Here is an 18000-nt window from a genome sequence, read left to right as displayed (position 1 = left end):
CCGTTGGGGGGCGCTTCGGGTGGGGCGGGTGGGGGTAGGGGATGCGGCCCGGGGTTTGTGTGGTCGGGTGGGTTTCTCCAACTCCTTTGAACGGAGCAGTAGATGAAGATCCTCGGGAGAGAGCCCGCGCTGTGGCTGTCGCTCGTGGCGGTGATCGTCAAGCTCAGCACGGCGTTCGGGCTGGATCTCAGCGACAAGCAGCAGGCGGTGGTGAACGCGTTCGCGGCCGCGGTCGTGGGGCTGCTGGTCGCGCTCACCGTCCACGACGGTGTCAACGCGGCGATACTCGGACTCGTCCAGGCGGGTATGTCGTTGGCGATCGGTTTCGGGCTGCACTGGAGCGCGGACCAGCAGTCGACCGTGATGAGCCTCGCGTCGGTGCTGATCGCGATGTGGACCCGTACGCAGGTGACCGCGAAGGTCCCGGCGAAGGCGCACACGGCGGCGGGGGCGGCGGGGGCGGCGGGGGCCGCCGATGCCAAGGCCGTACCGGCGCAGAAGGCCGCCGCCGCCAAGAAGAGCGGTACCGCGAAGAAGGCGGCGGCGAAGAAGACCGACAAGGCCGAGTAGGCGCCCCGCGGCCCCGCCCGGCTCCACCCGTTCCCGCCCGCCCGGGCCCTTCCTCCGCCCGGGCGGGCACGCGTACGGCTTCGGCCTCAGGCGGCCGCGGAGCCCTTCCTGCGGCGCCGTGCGACGCCGACCGCGGCCGCGCCGGCGAGCACCGCGGCGCCGCCGACCCCCGCGATCACCGGGGTCGCGGACGAGGAACCCGTCTCCGCGAGGGTGCCGCCGTCCGGGGTCGTGGAGGAGCCCGCCGACGAGGAGGCGGCCGTACCGCCGGAGCCGCTCTTCGTACCGGCTGCCACCACGACGAAGGTGCTGTCGGTGGTGCTGCCCCGGGTGCAGTTCTTCGCGGTGTCCACGAAGCTGCCGCCGCCGTCGACCCAGGCGTCCCCGGGGGTGGAGTCGGCGGTGAGCCGTATCCGGAACTTCATGGTGGACGAGGCGTGCGCGGTCTTCAGGGTGGTGGAGCCGTAGACGAGGCCGGTCTCGCGGATGTCGTCCTTGCCCTCGTCCTTCAGGCTCAGCCACTTCGCGGCGGACGGGTCCCAGAACTCCAGGTAGGAGGTCTTGTACAGGTCGGCGTTGTAGCTGTCCTCACCGTTGTCGGCGGTGACCGCCGCGTCGATCGCGCCGAGCGCCCGGTCGCTCTTGCCGGTCGCAGTGAGCGTGAAGGTGTGCCAGCCGTCGCCCGCCACGATGCGGGACGGCACGCCCTTCAAGGTGAACGCGATCTCGGACGAGGGTCCGCTGCTGCACGACTTCAGCGAGCTGGTGGCGGAGGGCGTGGCGGACGCGGTCGCCGTGGAGGTGGGCGAGGTGGTCGTGGTCGGGGCGGACGACGAGGTGGACGTCGGAGCGTCCGTCGAGGTCGGCGCGGTCGTGGACGTGGAGGTGGAGGTGGAGGTGGCCGCCGGGTTCGCGGCGTCGGCGTGCGCCGCGGTGGCGCCCAGCAGCACGGCCGGGACGATCGCGGTGGCCGCGGCGGCCGACAGGGTACGGCGAATCTTCATGAGCAGGGTCCTCGCGGAATGGCGCTGGCTTGACTGACACCTGTGGGACACCGGGGCCCGGCGGACCGTTGTGCCGCGCGCGGACTGTTCGCCGGCCGTTCAACCCGGGTTCGCCCTTCCCGGCGCGGCTCCCCCGCTTCCGCGTACGATCGGAGTATGAGCAGGTGGGAGCCGGACGCGCGCGGTCGCCTCGGGAAGGCGGCGATGGAGCTGTTCGACGAGCGCGGCTACGAGCAGACCACCGTGGCGGAAATCGCCAAGCGCGCGGGCCTCACCGAGCGGACCTTCTTCCGGCACTACGCCGACAAGCGCGAGGTCCTCTTCGCCGGCTCGCCGATCCTCCAGAACACCGTCGTCGACGCGCTCACCGCCACCCCCGAGGGCACCGCGCCGTTCGACGCGGTCGTGGCCGGCATCCAAGCGGCGGCCCACGAGATGTTCCGCGGTGCGCACGCCCACGCCCGGCGCCGCCACGCGATCGTCTCCGCCCACGGCGACCTGCGCGAACGCGAACTGGTCAAGCTCGCCACGCTCTCCGCGGCCCTCGCCGGCACCCTCCGGGAGCGCGGGGTGCCCGAGCCCACCGCGAGCCTCAGCGCGGAGGCGGGCGTCGGCGTCTTCCGGGTGTCCTTCGAGCGCTGGGTGGACGAGGCCGACGCGCCGCGCGAGCTGTCCGACGTCATCGGCGAGTCGCTGACGGCGTTCCGGGCCCTGACGCCGGAGACGTGACGCGGGGCCGGTGACCGCGGGCGCCGGCCCGGTCAACGCCGTTGCGGAAAGCCGTGGTTGCGGGCGGCGCCGGCCGTGGCGAAGGCGGGGACGAGCAGCACCAGGACGGTCCAGGGCAGGGCGCGGGTGCCGAGGAGGTCGAGAAGGAGGCCGCCGAGGATGCCGCCGGCGGCGGTCGCCACGTTCCACAGGGTGACCAGGAGCACCTGCGCGGCGTCGGCCTGTTCGCCGCCCGCCTCGCCCACGGCGGTCTGGAGCAGCGAGGGCGCTCCGCCCCAGCCGAGCCCCCACAGGGCGGCGGCGCCGTAGACGAGGGCGGGTACGTGCGCGCCGGCGCCCAGGACCGCCGCGGCCGTCCCCACGAGCAGCACGCCGCCGAGGGTGAGGGCGCGCAGCGCGCGGTGGATGCGCGCGCCGACCGCCCACACGCTGAGCAGGGACGCCGCGCCGAAGACGAGGAGCACCAGGTCGGTACGGCCGCCGAGCCCGATGTCGTCGAGGAATGCGGCGACGTAGGTGTAGAGGAGGGTGTGCGCGAGGACGAAGGCGGCGGTGACGAGGAGGACGGGGGCAACGCCCGGGACGCGGGCGGCGCCGAGCAGGGGGTGGGGTGCCGCGGGAAGCGGGGTGGGGTCCGTGGGCAGCGGGGAGCGGTCCGCCGGAAGCGGGAAGGCGCCCGCACCCTCCTCCCGGGCGCCCGGCCCGCCCAACTGACGTGAATCGCCGGGGCGTTCCGGCACCACCACCGTGATCCACCCGAGCAGCAGCACCGTGATCCCCGACATCACCAGGAACGCGGTCCGCCAGTCCGCCGCCTTGCCCAGATACGTCGCCGCCGGCACCCCGACCGACAGCGCCACCGGAATCCCGGCCATGGCGACGGCGATCGCCCGCCCCTCCAGCCCGGCCGGGGCCAGCCTCCGCGCGTACCCGGCGAGCAGCGCCCACGCCAGCCCGGCCGCGACCCCGGCGACGAACCGCGCCGCCATCGTCAGCGGGTAGCTCCCGGACAGCGCGGTCACCGTGTTCGCGGCGCAGAACCCGGCCATCGACACGAGCAGCAGCCGTTTGCGCGGCCACCCCGAGGTCGCCGTGGTGAGCGGAATCGCGGTGACGGCCGTACCGACCGCGTAGACCGTCACCGACTGGCCGGCCGCGGACTCACCGACCCCGAGGTCCCGCGCCATCGCCGGCAGCAGCCCGGCGGGCAGCACCTCGGTGAGGCAGGTGATGAAGACCGCCGTGGCGAGCGAGAGCAGTGCGGGCAGCGGGAGGGTGGGCGGCGGGGAGGTGCCGATGCGCGTTCGCGTCGTCGTCATGCCGGTTATGCTCAAACCCTCACATCAGTGTGAAGGTCAACTCGGCCTGCCCGACCGGTCCTTGTGAGGCGCCCCACATGCGTATCGGCGAACTCTCCGCCCGCACCGACACCTCGCGCCGCCTGCTGCGCTACTACGAGGAGCAGGGCCTGATCCGGGTGCCGCGCTGCGCCAACGGCTACCGCGACTACCCGGAGGCCCTCGTGGACACGGTCCTCCACATCCGCGGGCTGCTCGACGCCGGGCTGCCCACCCGCATCATCAAGCAGTTGCTGCCGTGCCTCAACGAGCCCTGCGTCATCCACATCCCCGACGCGACACCCGAGATCGTGACCACGCTCGAGACCGAGCGCGACCGTATGACCGCGCGCATCGCGATCCTCACGCGCAACCGCGACGCGATCACGGCGTACCTGACCGCCGTGCTCCCTCCGCCCCCGCCGGGCCCGTCCTAGGAACGGGCGGCGGCGCGCATGCGCTCGGCGAGGGCGAGGAAGACGAAGCAGTTGGGGATGGCGGCGACGGCCGTGGTGCTCAGCGACCGCCACTTGCCGGCCACCCGCAGGGACACGTATCCGTCCTTGACCCGGATCTCCTGGAGTTGGGCCCAGCCGACCGCGTTGCGGTGGGCCGTGATGCCGTCCCAGCTCACCGTGATGTCCCCAAAACTCAGCGCCTCTCCGCGCTCCAACGCACGGGTGTAACGGGGGAGTTGGGCTGCGGTGACCTGCTTCTGGAGGGCCTGCCCCCACTCCTGCGGCCGCTCCATCCCCCCGATGCCGCCGACGATGCCGGAGATCTTGGTGTGCGTGCCGTCCGGCGCGGAGAGCGTGTAGAGGTACGTCGTGTGGCTGGTCGAGCCGTTGCGGGTGTGGCGGACGATGTCCTGGAGGACGGACGCCTCGTCCCAGCGGATCGCCGCGGGGGGCTCGTTGCCGACCCCGACGTTCACCAACCCGTGCTCGTAGAAGTGCAGTTCGCGCCCCTGCATCCGCTGGGCCACCCTGCGCCGCCGGGACGCGCCGAGCAGCACGATCACCACCACGACGACGAGCAGTACACCGCCGACGGCCGGTACCGAGACCACGAGCGCCACCAGGACGAGCAGCACGAACCCGACGGGCAGCGCCGCGAGCGCGAGCGTCGTGGCCTTGTCGGAGGTGCTCCGCTCCGACCACGAGGGCCGCCGGTACGGCCGGTACGTGGTACGCAGCACGCCAAGTTGCTTGTGCGCGGCAATCGTTGCCGTATCGGCCATCACTTGTCTCCCTCGTGTCCCCCCACACCCGGTGTCGCCTGCTGCGACGCACCCGTCTCAACCGGGGGTTCCCGTCCGCACACCTTCGCCACGGGGTGTTCACCCAGCTCCGGGCCGTGTCCCACGGGCGGGCGGACGTACGGGGTCCCGCACCACCACGCTCTCCGCGCGCCCGCCCTACCGGATCTCGTACGCACCGTGCGGGATCGCCCGTTCCCAGACCCGCTCGAATGCGTCATGGCAGAGCGTGGCCGCGCCCGGCTCGTCCGTGAGCTCCGGGCCCTGCGACGATCCGTCCCCCGCGAAGTGGTTCCAGTGGACAAGTCGATCGTCGAACAGCCAGAAGTCGTTCCCGGGCAACGCGATGTCCGAGGCCCACCGCCTCGGCAGCCACCGCACCTGCTCGCCCGCGGCCACGTTCACAGGCGTGCCCGCGTGCTCGTACCGGATGTACTCGGTCACGGGCTCGGACACGATGCGGGCCCGGCGCACGGTGACGCCGCGGGCGCGTGCCCGCCCGATCAGATCCACCCACGGCGCCCAGTACTCGGAAGCCGGGTCAACGTCACGTTCGCCGGTGGCCCGCCAGCGCTCGAAGTCGGCGGCCTCGTCGCCCACCGCGTACTGGTCACGCATCTCCAGATGCACGGCCGAGCGGTGCAGCCGCCAATCAACTCATCGAACGTCGGGACTGTCGAGGACATCGCTTGCCTCCCTGATTCATGTGCACCCTACGTACGGTGCCAGTTGACGGCCGCGTTGATCTGGCCGTTTCCCCACGTCATCGCTCAGGGCTCCGGAGAGGGGCTCCCTTCTCACCGCAGCGCGTCGATGGCCCGCACGATCAGCGCCCGCGCCTCCGCCCCGTACACCGCGAGGGACTGCAACTGCTCGAACGCTCGCAGGTAGAGGGAGACCTCGCTCGGCTGGCTGATATTCACTTGGGCCGAGATCAGTTCCACACAAGCAAGGTCGCGGTCGAAGACGGAGAAGGTCTCCGCAGCCCACAGCGGCCGATCCCGTGTCGCCATCGGGATGATGCCCAGGGACACCGCGGGCAGGGCGCCAGCGGTCAGCAGGTACCCGAGCTGCGCGGCCATCACCTCGGCATCGCCCAGCTGGTAGTGCAGCACCGCCTCCTCAACGAGGAGGGCGAACCGGTGCCCCGGCCTGTGGATGATCTGCGACCGCTCGACACGGGCGGCTGCCGCGTCGGCCGCGTCGTCCGGCAGACCGAGGAAGCGGGCGTTCGCCGACAGCAGCGCCCGAGCGTAGCCCTCGGTCTGGAGGAACCCGGGCACCAGGGTGGTCGAGTACACCCTGAAAGTCTCGGTGGACGCGTACATCGACCGGTAGGAATCCTGCAACTTGCGCAGACCGTCTCGAGCTTGCCGCTTCCACTCGGTGTACAGCGACTCGGCATGCAAGGAGGCCGCGACCAGGTCATCAACCTGGTCGTCAGCGTCGGTGGCCCGGCACCACAGTCGGATGTCGGTGGGCGACGCCGGCGTGCGCGCGTTCTCGATGCGGCTGGTCTTGGCGTGGTGCCAGGAGCACCGGTTGGCCAGCTCGGTGACCGTCAGTCCGGCCGTTCGGCGCAGGCCGCGGAGGCGTCGTGCCACGTCTTCTCGTGCGGCCTGCGCGGACGATGACGGCGATGCGGGCATGGGCTGGTCTACCGGTGCTCTCGGGTCAGCGAATCGTGTATTGGTCGTGCGGGATCGCGCGCTCCCAGACGCGTTCGAACGCGTCGGCGCACTGCTGGACGACGGCGGGGTCGGACGTCAGTTCCATATCGGGTGTGGCCCAGTTTCCGTCGCCGGTGAAGTGGTTGAACAACACGGTCTCGTTGTCGAAGAGCCACAGGTCGGCGCCGGGCACCAGCAGGGCCGCGGCCCGCTGCCGGGGAAGCCACCGCACCAACTCGCCGGCGAAAACGTTCACTTCCGTACCCGCGTGCTCGTACCGGATGTACTCGGTGGTGGGCTCGCTGACGATGCGGGCCCGACGCACGGTGACGCCGCGGGCGCGGGTCTCGGTGATGAGGTCCACCCACGGCGCCCAGTAGTCCGATGCCGGATTCACGTCACGTTCGCCGGTGGCCCGCCAGCGCTCGAAGTCGGCGGCCTCGTCGCCCACCGCGTACTGGTCACGCATCTCCAGGTGGACGGCCGACGTCTGCGCTGCTTTCAACAAGCTGGGGAAGTCCATTTCGCTCGGCAGCATCGCACGCCTCTCTGACGATCTCGATCATGTGAGCCGGTACGCGGATGATCGTCTCGTGGTCGGGGATTCCCTTCACGTGGCCCGGGGTTGTGCTGTTGACGCACTCCTGGCGGGTGGACTCGTCGGCGATGTAGCTCTGCACGACGAGGTCTCGGCTGTCGGGATCGACCCACACGGTGGGCGACCCATTGTGCCCTGTGTTCGGGTCGATGCCGATGAACAGTAAGGCCACGGCCCCTCCTCAGATCCTCAGAACGTCGGTGCGCCTATGTGCGTCACCATCTCGGCAAGTGCGGCGGAAATCAAGGGCATAGGTCGGCCAAATACCTGGCAGGTTTTATCGATGCACATTGGTGCACATCGCTCGCGGCGCTGCAAAGGGGGCCCCTACCGTCGGACTGCGCCCGCCTCACCGCGCCGGTGTCGTGGTGGGGCGGGCGGCGAGAGGCCCCGCGCCGTGCGAGCGGCGGCGGCGCGGGGTGCGGCTACGTACGTGAGGGGCGCGGCATGCAGGGGCGCACGGTGCGGCGGTCCGCTGTCGGGCGGCTGCTTGACGAGGAGTTGAGCGCCCCGCGGGTGGGGTCGTTGGAGGCGGCTTGCGACGTGATCGCGGGACGGCCCCTGGCCGTCACGCTCGGCGAGATCCGCAGCGCGCTGGACGGCCCGCTCGACGGGGAGGGCAAGCGCCGCCTGCACGTGCTGGTCTCCACGCTCTACCACCGCGCCGGCGCGACCCTCGCCCTCACCGAGGAACTGCGCGCCGCGATCGAGGCGGCACCCGCCGCCCCGTCCACCAGGAAGGAGGAGCCCGATGTCCTGTGACACCCCCGGCTGCCGCAAAGGCGGCTGCACCACCGAACCCGCACCCCACCCCAACTGACCCACCCCCGAACCGCCGCGGTTGGTCCCGCGGCACGGCCGCCGCCACCCCCTGCGCGGCAGCCACCGGCCCCGGTACGCACCCCACCGCGCACCGGGGCCCTTCTACAGGGGTTGCCCCGACGCCCTCACGGGGGGGCCGGGCGCGAGCCAAGCCGCGGGAACCGTGGGCTCGGGAAAAGGAGCCCGCTGGCTCGGAGAAGGGAGCTTCAGGGCGTGGGCCAGGTGGTGATCGCGGAGAGGAGCGCCGGACGGATCTCGTGGTCGAGACGGTCCGCCTGGGCTCGGAGAAGGTGCGCGAGGTTGAGAAGCCCGTCAGGGTCGAGATCGGTGATCCACGTCTCCTCACACAGGTGGACGTTGGCGACGGGCATGCGGGGATCGGGGTGGAAGGCGTAGGGGGTGCAGTCGATGGTGCAGGAGAAGATCTCCTGGGAGGTGGGGCGGCCGGTGGGCCCGGGGGCGCTGTAGAGGTTGATCCGCTGCCCGGGGAAGCGGGCGGTGTGGTGGATGTCGGCGAGGCGGTCCGCCAACTGGTCCGCGGGGACGTTGTGTTCGCTGGGGTCGTCGCCCGCCCACGGTGGCAGGTAGCCGGTGACGGTACGCCCGTCGGACGTCGTGATGGTCCACTGCCGCGGCAGTCCGGGTAACACCTGGAACTCGGCCGGGTCGGGCGAATTGCTGGTCATGCGAGGCGTTCCTTCTCTACGGCAGTACGGTTCGACGACAGTTCAACGGCCCTACGGCGCAAGGCGGTCCAGGGCGCGAGACGGATCTGCGGCTCCACGGCGGAGCCGCCCTACATCCACGCCTCCTTCCGCAACGGCAGCACCGTCGCGACCCGCGGCGGATCGTCCAGCTCCCAGCTGTGCCCGCCCGCGTGCCCCGCGAACTCACTGCACGGGCTGTCCACTTCGCGCCCGGCCGGACAGTCCGGTATCTCCAGCACGGCGTTCGGCTCGCCGCCGTCCCGCCACAGCGCCCACAGCGTCCCGGCGTCCGGCCCGCGCAGGTTGAGCGCCGCACCGTAGTGAACCGGTCCCCGGTGCACCTCGATCGTGCACACCAGCGTCGCGAACATGTCCTCCCGGGTGTACGCGTACGCGTCGTCCGCCGCCACCAGGCTCAGCACCGTACGCACCAACTCGTTCGGCACCAGGGTCCGTCGACCACAGATGAAGCGCTGCGCGCGCCGCACGGGCATGCCCCGCACCTCCTCCCGCCATCGCTCCCGCGATCGCTGTTGCTCTTGCCACTGCTCATGCTCATGCTCCTCTGAGCCTTCACTGCGCGGCCCTACCGCGCAGTGGCGCCCTCAGAGGGGGACCCGCCCCGGTCGTCGGCGACCAAACCGAGAGTCCGTCCCCGCCCGGGGGTGGGAAAACGGGGACCCGAAAGGACTCGGTCCGACCGGGGCGGGCGTTCACAGGGAAACGTCAAGGACCGTACGGGTCAGCGGCGATGACCAGGCCGATCTCCAGCCCGCACAGCGCCGCCAACCCGACCAGCACCACGATCCCGGTCCAGCCCATCAGCAGGACCAGACCCCACTTGCGGATCACGTGCGCACTCCCTCCAGATCGGCCACCGCCAGTGCCTCGGCCCGCAGCTCCCTCTCGCTGGCCGGCCGCACGCTCCCGGGGTCCGCCGACCACAGTCCGCGCCGCCCGGGCCGCTGGAGGGACAGCAGGCCACCGGTCTGCCGCAGCACCTCGCCGAGGTCCCCCGTCATCGTGTCCACCACCCATGTGCCTTCCGGGTACACCATGTGATCGGTCTCCGTGATCGCATTCTGACGTTCCGTGAACAAGAATGCACTGCGCGGCCTACGATCGGCAGATGTGAGCCGTTGCCGTCCACGTAGGACTAGGCGGCGAGCCAAAACACGTCTGTCAGGGCGCCACTACTGCGCACTTGGCCGCCCGAGTGCGTACGCAGTGCGCCGATTGACCAGACCTCAGGACAAGGAGAAAGGGCTCTCTTTACAGATGAACAGCTTCATCGAAGGCACTATCTCAGCTCGCAGGATGTACGCGGAAGAGCTCGCGCGGCTACGTCAGCTCCACGGGTGGAGTCTCGTCGAGCTGGGTGACCTCTGCAACTACGAGCAGTCGTACCTCCACCGCCTGGAAACCGGCGGCCGCCTGGGCACGATCGAGGCCGCCCAGGCGCTGGACAAGGTCTACGGCACGGCCCACCTGGTCAAACTGTGGAAGCTCGCCAAGGAGGAGTCGAAGCGCAGCCGCTACGGCAACTTCGCGGAGGTGGAGGCAGATGCCAGCAGTATCCAGGAGTTCTGCGTGAGCACGGTTCCGGGGCTGCTCCAGACCAGGGGCTATGCCGAGGACCAGCTGCGCGCGGCCGAAACTACAAGCCCCGAGCGTCGAGCGGACGGAGTGGAAGCCCGGATCGCGCGGCAGGAAATCCTCGGTGGCGACGCACCGATCGATTACCGCTGTCTCATTGACGAGTCGGTGCTGCGACGGCCGACTCGTGATCCGGAAGCATGGACCGAGCAGCTTGAGAAACTGATCGAGGCGGCCCAACAACCCAACATCGCGATCCAGTTCGTGCCCTTCAAGGCTGGCCTCTATCGCCTGCTTCCCAGCTCGCTGAAGCTGCTGTGGATGCCGACCGGTCGAACAGTCGCTTACGTAGAGAGCAGTTGGAGCGGGCAACTCATCGAGGAGTTCGAGGACGTAGAGCAACTTCGGCTGTCCTACGATCGTCTCCGGGACTTGGCGTTGTCGCCCTCCGAGTCCCTCACCCTGCTGCGAAGCGCACTGGAGGACCACAAATCATGTATCACACCACCGTCGATCTAAGCGCTGCCGTTTGGCGCAAGTCGTCGTACAGCAACGGGTCGGACCCGGACAGCTGCATCGAGGTGGCCGATGGCTACACCGGCATCGTGCCCGTACGCGACTCCAAGGACCCGCAGGGACCGGCGCTGACGTTCACCGATGCCGCGTGGACCTCGTTCGTGACGGCCGTACGCGCGGATGAGTTCCCGACTGCCTGAACCAATTCGGGCCAAAGGGGCGCAAGTGGCTGTCCAAACCAGCCGCTTGCGCCCCACACTCATTCTCACAGCTCCACCACCCGGAACGACGCCCGACCCGTCGAAGGAGCACGTGACATGCCGTACTCCACCTGGCGTAAGTCGTCCTACAGCGACAATGCGAACCCCAACAGCTGCATCGAAGTAGCCGACGGCCACCCCGCACTCGTCCCCGTACGCGACTCCAAGGACCCGCAGGGACCGGCGCTGACCTTCACCCGCGACGCCTGGACCGACTTCGTGACGGCCGTACGCACGGACGAGTTCCCCGCCGTCTGACCGCAGCGGGCACCCGGAGCTGCCGGCCTGCGACGGGTAGGCTGATCGTTCGGCATCGGACCGGGGAGGCCGGCGTGGACTATGGCGACAAGCTCTTCTGGCTCTCGGTGGTGATCCAACGCAAGTACGCGGAGATCTGCGCCGGCTTCGACCTGACCCCCTTGCAGGCCACGCTGCTCTGCGCGATCAGGGACGGGCCGCGGCAGATGGCCGACCTCGCCGCGTCGTTGGGTATGACCAAGAACGCGTTGAGCCAGCTGGTCGATCGCACCGCGCGGCGCGAGTTGGTCAGCCGGGCGAACTCGGCGCAGGATCGGCGGGTCGTCATGCTCAGTGTGACGCCCACGGGGAAGGTGCTCGCCGACGCCGTTTACGCCGAGGTCGCCAAGCGCCTGCCGGAGATCGCGAAGAGTCTCGACGCCGACGACCAGCGCGACTTCGAGCGCGTGGCCACCGCCATCGTGGACACCTCGGACCTGTCTGCGCCCACCTCGCACACCTCGGAGTGACCCCTCCCCCCGCTCGGCCGTCGCATCCGCACCTTGACGACGTTCATGCCGTGAACTAGTTTCGTTCACGGCATGAACTAGTGAAGGGTGTCAGCGATGAGCACACAGACGACCGGCACGATCGCGGTCTTCGGCGCGACGGGGCAACAGGGCGGGGCGGTGGTCGACGCGCTGCTGGACCACAAGGCGCGGGTGCGGGCGCTGGTCCGCGACCCGCGGTCCGAACGGGCCCAGGCGCTGGCCGCCCGCGGCGTCGAGCTGGCGGCGGTCCGGACCGACGACCCGGCGTCGCTGGCCGCCGCGCTGGCGACGGTCGAGGGGTTCTCCTTCATGACCCCGGAGGCGAACAGCCTCGAAGAGGTCGAGACGGAGATCCGCATCGGTACCGCGCTCGTCGACGCGGCGGTCGAGGCGGGCGTCCCGCACGTCGTGTTCAACTCGGTCTTCGGAGCGGACCGGGAGGCGGGGGTGCCGCACCACGACTCGAAGCACGCGATCGAGGAGCACCTGAGGAAGTCCGGCCTCAGGGCCTCGATGGTTCGCGCGACCGCCTTCATGGACAACTTCGCGAGCGTGATCGCACCGAGCCTGGAGGAGGGGGAGATCGTGGTGAGGATGCCGCTGCCGGAGGACGTCGCCCTGAAGATGATCTCGATCAGGGACATCGGCCGGGTCTCCGCCGCGCTCCTGCTCGGCATCGCGGAGGCGCCCGGCGGGGCCGTCGAGCTCGTCGGCGACGAGCTGACGGGACCCGAGATCGCCGCGGCGTTCGGCGCGCGCGCCGGGCTCCCGGCACGGTACGAGGCCCTCCCGTTGAGCGTGCTCCCCACCGACCTCGACAAGGCGATGTTCCGCGAGTTCGCGAAGGCGGCGCAACACCCCTCGGACCTCGCGGTGGTGCGCTCGATCGAGCCGGACACCCTGGACCTGGCCGCGTGGATTCGAACCACCGGCTGGACCGTGCCCACCACCGCGGTCGGCTCCTGACCCTGGGGCCGCGATGCAGGCGCTACGGCGACTTCGGGCGCGGCGGGATCGGCGCCGTTGGCAAGCGCCGAGGGGGAGTTGGACCCCGAGGCGCGCGGACGGCCACCTGGTCTTCCCACTCGACGCGGGCTGACCGGTCAGGGTCGGCGGCGGGCGAGGTGGATGTGGAGGTCGGCGGTGAGCACGACGGTGGCGGGCAGGACGGCGGCGATCGCGCGGAGGGCGTGGCGCCGCTCGGCGGCGGGCAGCATCAGGTAGGCGGAGATCGTGCCGAGGTGGCCGAGGTAGTCGTCGGCGGTCATCGTCAACTTCCGCTGGATCACCGTATGTTGGACGTCGGCGAACCGGTCGGAGCGCTGGAGTTCGGTGCCCGGCCACTGCATGGGGTGGTCCGGGGGTGTGCCGTCGGGCGAGGGGATGTCGTCGCGGTCCATGAAGGGCGCGCGGGCGGCGCGAACCGCCTCCGCCACGGCCGGGTCGGCCAGTTGGACGGGGCCGCCGAAGCAGGCGAAGACCCCGCCCGGGCGGAGGAGCGCGGCCACGCGGGGCCAGCGGCCGTCCGGGGCGGTCCAGTGCAGGGACGCGGCGGCGTACACCAGGTCGTACGGGGGCGGTCCGGCGCCGTCCTCCGACCGTAGGGACTGCGGGCTGAGCTGCTCGAACGCGGCTGGGACCGTACGGACTTCAGCCGGTACCCGGCGGCGCAGTTCGGCGAGCATCGCGGGGTCGGGCTCGGTCGCGGTGACGGCGGTGCCGCGGGCGGCGAAGAGGCGGGTGGCCTTGCCGGTGCCGGCGCCGATCTCCAGGACGGTGCGCGGCGGGTGGCCCGCGTACGCCGTCACGGTGTCGGCCAGCGCGGCGGGGTAGCCGGGGCGGAAGCGTTCGTACGCTTCCGCCCCGGCTCCGAAGCTGAGGGCGCGGTCGGCCATGCGGAGCATCCTGGCACGGCCGGCGCCCGTACGCCCCGGGTGCCCCGGGTGCCCCGGGGTGCGGTGCGGTGCGGTGCGGGCTACCAGGGCACCACGCCCTCGTCGTCGTAGAAACCGCCGGTCGGGCCGTCGTCGGGGAGCGACGCGAGGCGGATCGCGATCGCCGCGCCCTGGCGGGGGGTGCGGACGCCGCGGAAGCCGTTGAGGTCGGTCGCGCAGAAGCCCGGGCAGCCCGCGTTGATCAGGATGTTCGTGTCGCGCAGCTCCTTCGCGTACTGCACGGTCACGCCGTTGAGGAACGTCTTCGACGCCGCGTACGCCACGGAGATCGGGCCGGTTTCGGCGCCGGGCGTGGTCTGGCGGGTCAACGACCCCACGGTGCTGGACATGTTGACGATCCGCGGCGACGCCGAGCGGCGCAGCAGCGGGAGCAGCGCGTTGGTGACGCGGATGACGCCGATGACATTCGTCTCGACGGCGGTCCGCACGGTGTCAAGGGCGACGGTGGTGGGGGTCTGCGGGAGGGAGCCGGTGACGCCCGCGTTGTTGACGAGGACGTCGAGGCGGCCGGCGCGCTCCTCGATGAGGCGGGCCGCGGCGGCGGCGCTCTCGTCGTCGGTCACGTCGAGGGGGACGCCGAACGCGTCCACGCCGTCCGCCGTGAGCTTGCGCACCGCGGTCTCGCGGCGCTCGTCGTCGCGGGCACCGACGCCGACGCTCCAGCCGAGGGCGCCGAGGCCGGCCGCGATCTCGTAGCCGATGCCCTTGTTCGCGCCGGTGACCAGCGCGATCGTCTTCTTCTCTGCGGTCATGCCTCCAGCGTGCGGCGGGGTCCGGCCGCGGGGCCAGGACCATGTCGGTGGGGGGCGATACCCGGCGGGTATCGGTGCAGCTCATGGCGGCTTTACGGCCGGTGGCGGGGGCGGCTCGGGTACCGTGGCGGGATGGAGACGCGGGAGCTGCGGTACTTCGTCGCCGTCGCGGAGGAGCTGCACTTCGGGCGGGCGGCGCAGCGGCTGGGGATCGCGCAGCCGCCATTGTCGCGGGCGATCCGGCAGATGGAGCGGCGGCTCGGCGCGCCGCTGCTGGAGCGGAGCAGCCGCGGGGTCGCGCTGACGGAGGTCGGTGCGGTGCTGCTGCGGGAGGGGCGGGCGGCGCTCGACGCGGTGGACGCGGCCGACCGGCGGGCGCGGCGGGCGGCCGCGGCGGCGGGTGGCGGCGGCAGCGCGGCCATCGTCCTGGTGACGAAGGCGGGTGCGGCCAACGACCTGCTGGCGAAGCTGCTGGACGCGTACGCGGCCGAGCCGGGCGCGGTGCCGGTCGATGTGGTGCTGTGCCGGCCCGGGGAGCAGGAGCGGCTGCTGCGCGACGGGCGGGCGGACGTGGGGCTGCTGCACCTTCCGTTCGACTCGACGGCCGGGTTCGACACGGAGGAGCTGCGGGTCGAGGGCCAGGTGGCGGTCCTCCCGTCGGGCCATCCGCTCGCGACCCGGGGGGAGTTGCGGGTGGCGGACATGGCCGGGCTGCCGGGGCTGCCGCTGCCGCGCTGGCCCCGCTTCGATGGGACCTTTCCCGACGGGCCCGGGCCCGAGGTGCACGACCACACCCAGCTGCTCCAGCTCATCTCCCTCGGCCGGGCCGCGGCCGTCCTCCCCGAGGCCAGCCGGGCCGGCCTCCACGAGGGCCTGACCGCGGTCCCGCTCACCGACGCCCCCACGGTCACCACGGTCATCGCCTGGCCCCCGCACAGCACCTCCCGCCCCCTGGCCGCCCTCATCACCACGGCCACCCGGCTGTGACCGCTAATTCCGTGAGAAAAGGCCAATTACGGCTGCGGGCCGTCCCGTCATGGCGAAGCTACGGGGGCAATATTGTTGTGCGGGACGATTCCGCAGGTCGGGAAAACACGCACGCCCGGCCGAACTGCCGTACGCCACAAGCGATTTATGTCATCCTCGTGAGGAAAGCGCGGCGGTCGAACGACTACGGGCGATTGCGGGCGGCGGGTGAACGGTGCAGCCAGTCGCGAGCTGCGAGCTGCCCGCGAACAGTCCGCGTCGACCGCGCTCCGCACGACCAGGGAGAACGATGGACCCGGAGATCACCGCACTGACCCAGGAGACCGGCAGCACGCTGGTCGCCCTCATGACGACGGACGACTGGCCGGCGGCCCGCGACGCCGTCCTCCGCGTGTGGCAGACCCGCCAACCCGAGCACGCCGCCGCCGTGGACGCGGAGTTAACCGCCGACCGGCAGGAGGCCGCCGGGGCCGAACTGCTCGCCGCCCCCGACCGCGACCGCGTGCGGGCCGAGTTGCGGGCCCAGTGGCAGGCCACCTTCCGGCGCCTGGTCGCCGCGCACCCGGAGGCCGTCGCCGAACTCCGCGCTCTGCGCGCAGGGTTCACCCCGCCGCCGGTGTCCCCGGGCGCGCGTACCGCCGCCGGGGCATAGCCCGGACCCCGACCGGCTCCCCCGGAACCGGCCCCGGGCCGACGCCGACCGTGCGAACCACGGTGGGGCCGGGGTCAGGTGCCCAGGGGGGAGTCGGTGGGGATGGAGCCGAGGCGGCCGGCCTGGAAGTCGTCGAAGGCCTGGGCGAGTTCGGCGTGGGTGTTCATGACGAAGGGCCCGTACTGCATCATCGGCTCGCGGATGGGGAGGCCGCCGAGCAGCACCACCTCGAGGTTCTCGCTGCGCGAGTCCTGCTTCTCGTGGGCGCGCAGGGTCAGCGCGTCGCCCTTGCCGAAGAGGACCGCCTGGCCGAGGTGGAAGGGGCGCGCCTCGGGGCCGGCGAAGCCGTTGCCGGCCAGGCCGTAGGCGAGGGCGTTGAAGTCCGCGCGCCAGGGCAGGGTGACGGTGGCGCCGGGGTTGACGGAGACGTGGATCATCGTGATCGGGGTGTGGGTCGCGCCCGGGCCGCGGTGACCGTCGAGGTCGCCGGCGATTAGGCGGATCAGGGCGCCGCCGTCCTCGGAGGTGAGCAGCTTCAGGCCGCCGGCGCGGATGTCCTGGTACTTCGGCGGCATCATCTTGTCCGCCTTCGGGAGGTTCACCCAGAGCTGGAGGCCGTGGAAGAGGCCGCCGCTGAGCACCAGGGACTCCGGCGGGGTCTCGATGTGCAGCAGTCCGGACCCGGCGGTCATCCACTGGGTGTCGCCGTTGGTGATGGTGCCGCCCCCGCCGTGGCTGTCCCGGTGGATGAAGGTGCCGTCCATGATGTACGTCACCGTCTCGAAGCCGCGGTGCGGGTGCCAGGGGGTGCCCTTGGGCTCCCCCGCCGCGTAGTCCACCTCGCCCATCTGGTCCATGAGGATGAACGGGTCCAGGTGCCGGTAGTCGATGCCGGCGAAGGCGCGGCGGACCGGGAAGCCCTCGCCCTCCAGCCCGCTCGGCGCGGTGGTCACCGTCAGCGCGGGCCTCGACGTGCTCCCCTGTGCCGGGCTGACCCGGGGCAGGCTCAACGGGTTCTCAACGGTCACTGCGGGCATGACGTCCTCCTAGCGGATGCTGAAGTTCAAAGTAGTTGAACTCTGAACATCTCGCAAGGCGCACCTGTTCCCTCGCGGGTGCACAGGGGAGCGACAGGGTAGTGACAGGGGGGTGCGCAGGGGCGCACGCGCGGCGCACACCTGCCCCGTACAGCGGTGGTGCGGTACGCCCTAGCCGCGCATCAGCCGTACATCCGGCGCATCGTGAAGTCGACCATCTGCTCGACCGCCTTCGCGTCGAACACCATCCGGTGCTGGCCGTCGATGTCCAGGACGAAGCCGTAGCCGGTGGGGAGCAGGTCGAGCACCTCGGCGCCGGTGATGACGAAGTACTTGGACTCCTTGCCCGCGTACCGCCGCAGCTCCTTGAGCGAGGTGAACATCGGGATGACCGGCTGCTGGGTGTCGTGCAGCGCCAGGAACCCGGGGTTCTCGCCGCGCGGGCAGTACACCTTGGACGTGGCGAAGATCGCCTGGAAGTCCTCGGCCATCATCGCGCCGGTGGTGAACGCGCGCACCGCGTCGGCGAGCGACGGCGGCGAGGGCTCGGGGTAGGCGGCGGACGGCTCCGAGTACCCCGGACCGCCCATCTGCCCGCCGCCCATCGGCGCGCCGCCCATGGGGGGACCCATCGGCGGACCCATCGGGCCGGCGCCCATCTGACCGCCCGGCCCGCCATTCACGCTCTGCTCGTAGCCGTACACACGTGCAAGGGTATCGACCCGCGCGGGCCGGCAACGAGGAAGCCGTCACATCGGGCCC

Annotated in this window: 26 protein-coding genes and 1 pseudogene; 12 read left to right on the top strand and 15 right to left on the bottom strand. The window is 71.3% G+C overall.

The window, feature by feature from the left end:
- The first annotated feature begins 102 nt into the window (after positions 1-102).
- The gene (locus WA788_RS04995) at positions 103-570 is read left to right on the top strand and encodes a hypothetical protein (protein WP_335972010.1); all 468 of its coding nucleotides are present in this window, start codon (positions 103-105) and stop codon (positions 568-570) included.
- A gap of 86 nt (positions 571-656) precedes the next feature.
- On the opposite strand, the gene WA788_RS04990 is transcribed toward WA788_RS04995, so the two are convergent.
- Positions 657-1274, bottom strand: a complete 618-nt coding sequence (locus tag WA788_RS04990; RefSeq protein ID WP_335972009.1) for an LAETG motif-containing sortase-dependent surface protein — start codon at positions 1272-1274, stop codon at positions 657-659.
- A 10-nt stretch (positions 1275-1284) separates the two neighbouring features.
- Here WA788_RS04990 and WA788_RS04985 point away from each other — a divergent pair, with 10 nt between their 5' ends.
- The gene (locus tag WA788_RS04985) at positions 1285-1611 is read left to right on the top strand and encodes a hypothetical protein (protein WP_335972008.1); all 327 of its coding nucleotides are present in this window, start codon (positions 1285-1287) and stop codon (positions 1609-1611) included.
- A gap of 119 nt (positions 1612-1730) precedes the next feature.
- Positions 1731-2303 (top strand): TetR/AcrR family transcriptional regulator, encoded by a 573-nt coding sequence (locus WA788_RS04980; protein ID WP_335972007.1) that lies wholly within the window; start codon positions 1731-1733, stop codon positions 2301-2303.
- Between the two features lie 32 nt (positions 2304-2335).
- Here the strand turns inward: WA788_RS04980 and WA788_RS04975 are convergent, their stop codons facing one another.
- Complete coding sequence (locus WA788_RS04975) at positions 2336-3622, bottom strand: MFS transporter (protein ID WP_335972005.1); 1287 nt, start codon at positions 3620-3622, stop codon at positions 2336-2338.
- A gap of 77 nt (positions 3623-3699) precedes the next feature.
- Here WA788_RS04975 and WA788_RS04970 point away from each other — a divergent pair, with 77 nt between their 5' ends.
- On the top strand, positions 3700-4077 hold the full coding sequence (locus WA788_RS04970) for a MerR family transcriptional regulator (protein WP_335972003.1): 378 nt from the start codon (positions 3700-3702) through the stop codon (positions 4075-4077).
- On the opposite strand, the gene WA788_RS04965 is transcribed toward WA788_RS04970, so the two are convergent.
- From WA788_RS04965 to WA788_RS04945, 5 genes and pseudogenes are all read right to left on the bottom strand, one after another.
- Positions 4074-4880 (bottom strand): DUF6585 family protein, encoded by an 807-nt coding sequence (locus WA788_RS04965; protein WP_335972002.1) that lies wholly within the window; start codon positions 4878-4880, stop codon positions 4074-4076. The genes WA788_RS04970 and WA788_RS04965 overlap by 4 nt on opposite strands.
- A gap of 177 nt (positions 4881-5057) precedes the next feature.
- Positions 5058-5584: pseudogene (locus WA788_RS04960) on the bottom strand (DUF6879 family protein).
- Positions 5585-5695: 111 nt separating this feature from the next.
- Positions 5696-6547: a helix-turn-helix domain-containing protein gene (locus WA788_RS04955; protein ID WP_335972000.1), complete on the bottom strand. Its 852-nt coding sequence runs from the start codon at positions 6545-6547 to the stop codon at positions 5696-5698.
- 25 nt (positions 6548-6572) lie between these two features.
- Positions 6573-7106 (bottom strand): DUF6879 family protein, encoded by a 534-nt coding sequence (locus tag WA788_RS04950; protein WP_335971998.1) that lies wholly within the window; start codon positions 7104-7106, stop codon positions 6573-6575.
- Positions 7030-7338 (bottom strand): hypothetical protein, encoded by a 309-nt coding sequence (locus tag WA788_RS04945; RefSeq protein WP_335971996.1) that lies wholly within the window; start codon positions 7336-7338, stop codon positions 7030-7032. Before WA788_RS04945 ends, WA788_RS04950 begins: the two co-directional genes overlap by 77 nt.
- A gap of 275 nt (positions 7339-7613) precedes the next feature.
- Here WA788_RS04945 and WA788_RS04940 point away from each other — a divergent pair, with 275 nt between their 5' ends.
- Positions 7614-7928, top strand: a complete 315-nt coding sequence (locus tag WA788_RS04940; protein ID WP_335971994.1) for a hypothetical protein — start codon at positions 7614-7616, stop codon at positions 7926-7928.
- A 266-nt stretch (positions 7929-8194) separates the two neighbouring features.
- On the opposite strand, the gene WA788_RS04935 is transcribed toward WA788_RS04940, so the two are convergent.
- The 4 genes from WA788_RS04935 to WA788_RS04920 form a co-directional block, all read right to left on the bottom strand.
- On the bottom strand, positions 8195-8674 hold the full coding sequence (locus WA788_RS04935) for a DUF6907 domain-containing protein (protein ID WP_335971992.1): 480 nt from the start codon (positions 8672-8674) through the stop codon (positions 8195-8197).
- Between the two features lie 110 nt (positions 8675-8784).
- Positions 8785-9189 (bottom strand): hypothetical protein, encoded by a 405-nt coding sequence (locus WA788_RS04930; protein WP_335971990.1) that lies wholly within the window; start codon positions 9187-9189, stop codon positions 8785-8787.
- A 232-nt stretch (positions 9190-9421) separates the two neighbouring features.
- A complete protein-coding gene (locus WA788_RS04925; RefSeq protein WP_335971988.1) occupies positions 9422-9547 on the bottom strand; it encodes a hypothetical protein in 126 nt (41 codons plus the stop codon).
- Positions 9544-9753 (bottom strand): hypothetical protein, encoded by a 210-nt coding sequence (locus tag WA788_RS04920; protein WP_335971987.1) that lies wholly within the window; start codon positions 9751-9753, stop codon positions 9544-9546. Before WA788_RS04920 ends, WA788_RS04925 begins: the two co-directional genes overlap by 4 nt.
- 220 nt (positions 9754-9973) lie before the next feature.
- Between WA788_RS04920 and WA788_RS04915 the strand changes: the two genes are divergently transcribed.
- The 5 genes from WA788_RS04915 to WA788_RS04895 all read left to right on the top strand — a co-directional run bounded on the left by WA788_RS04915 (position 9974) and on the right by WA788_RS04895 (position 12821).
- Positions 9974-10810, top strand: coding sequence for a helix-turn-helix domain-containing protein (locus WA788_RS04915; RefSeq protein ID WP_335971985.1), 837 nt, complete (start codon positions 9974-9976; stop codon positions 10808-10810).
- A complete protein-coding gene (locus tag WA788_RS04910; RefSeq protein WP_335971984.1) occupies positions 10786-11007 on the top strand; it encodes a DUF397 domain-containing protein in 222 nt (73 codons plus the stop codon). Before WA788_RS04915 ends, WA788_RS04910 begins: the two co-directional genes overlap by 25 nt.
- A 117-nt stretch (positions 11008-11124) precedes the next feature.
- Positions 11125-11325: a DUF397 domain-containing protein gene (locus WA788_RS04905; protein ID WP_335971982.1), complete on the top strand. Its 201-nt coding sequence runs from the start codon at positions 11125-11127 to the stop codon at positions 11323-11325.
- Between the two features lie 74 nt (positions 11326-11399).
- The gene (locus tag WA788_RS04900; protein WP_335971981.1) at positions 11400-11834 is read left to right on the top strand and encodes a MarR family winged helix-turn-helix transcriptional regulator; all 435 of its coding nucleotides are present in this window, start codon (positions 11400-11402) and stop codon (positions 11832-11834) included.
- A gap of 96 nt (positions 11835-11930) precedes the next feature.
- Positions 11931-12821: an NmrA family NAD(P)-binding protein gene (locus tag WA788_RS04895; protein ID WP_335971979.1), complete on the top strand. Its 891-nt coding sequence runs from the start codon at positions 11931-11933 to the stop codon at positions 12819-12821.
- Between the two features lie 137 nt (positions 12822-12958).
- Here the strand turns inward: WA788_RS04895 and WA788_RS04890 are convergent, their stop codons facing one another.
- Complete coding sequence (locus tag WA788_RS04890) at positions 12959-13750, bottom strand: class I SAM-dependent methyltransferase (protein ID WP_335971977.1); 792 nt, start codon at positions 13748-13750, stop codon at positions 12959-12961.
- Positions 13751-13830: 80 nt separating this feature from the next.
- A complete protein-coding gene (locus WA788_RS04885; RefSeq protein ID WP_335971975.1) occupies positions 13831-14562 on the bottom strand; it encodes an SDR family oxidoreductase in 732 nt (243 codons plus the stop codon).
- Between the two features lie 132 nt (positions 14563-14694).
- Here WA788_RS04885 and WA788_RS04880 point away from each other — a divergent pair, with 132 nt between their 5' ends.
- Together WA788_RS04880 and WA788_RS04875 are read left to right on the top strand one after the other, a co-directional pair.
- Complete coding sequence (locus tag WA788_RS04880) at positions 14695-15549, top strand: LysR family transcriptional regulator (RefSeq protein ID WP_335971973.1); 855 nt, start codon at positions 14695-14697, stop codon at positions 15547-15549.
- A gap of 289 nt (positions 15550-15838) precedes the next feature.
- Positions 15839-16201 (top strand): hypothetical protein, encoded by a 363-nt coding sequence (locus WA788_RS04875; RefSeq protein ID WP_335971971.1) that lies wholly within the window; start codon positions 15839-15841, stop codon positions 16199-16201.
- Between the two features lie 74 nt (positions 16202-16275).
- On the opposite strand, the gene WA788_RS04870 is transcribed toward WA788_RS04875, so the two are convergent.
- Positions 16276-17238, bottom strand: a complete 963-nt coding sequence (locus WA788_RS04870) for a pirin family protein (RefSeq protein WP_335971969.1) — start codon at positions 17236-17238, stop codon at positions 16276-16278.
- Positions 17239-17420: 182 nt separating this feature from the next.
- On the bottom strand, positions 17421-17942 hold the full coding sequence (locus WA788_RS04865) for an SseB family protein (RefSeq protein ID WP_435133702.1): 522 nt from the start codon (positions 17940-17942) through the stop codon (positions 17421-17423).
- Between the last annotated feature and the right edge of the window lie 58 nt (positions 17943-18000).

Origin of the sequence: Streptomyces sp. CA2R106 (assembly GCF_037034245.1) — a bacterium.
In the GTDB taxonomy this organism is placed as follows: Bacteria; Actinomycetota; Actinomycetes; order Streptomycetales; family Streptomycetaceae; genus Actinacidiphila.
The sequence above is the reverse complement of the archived record's forward strand: the minus strand, read 5'-3'. Positions and strand labels throughout refer to the sequence as shown.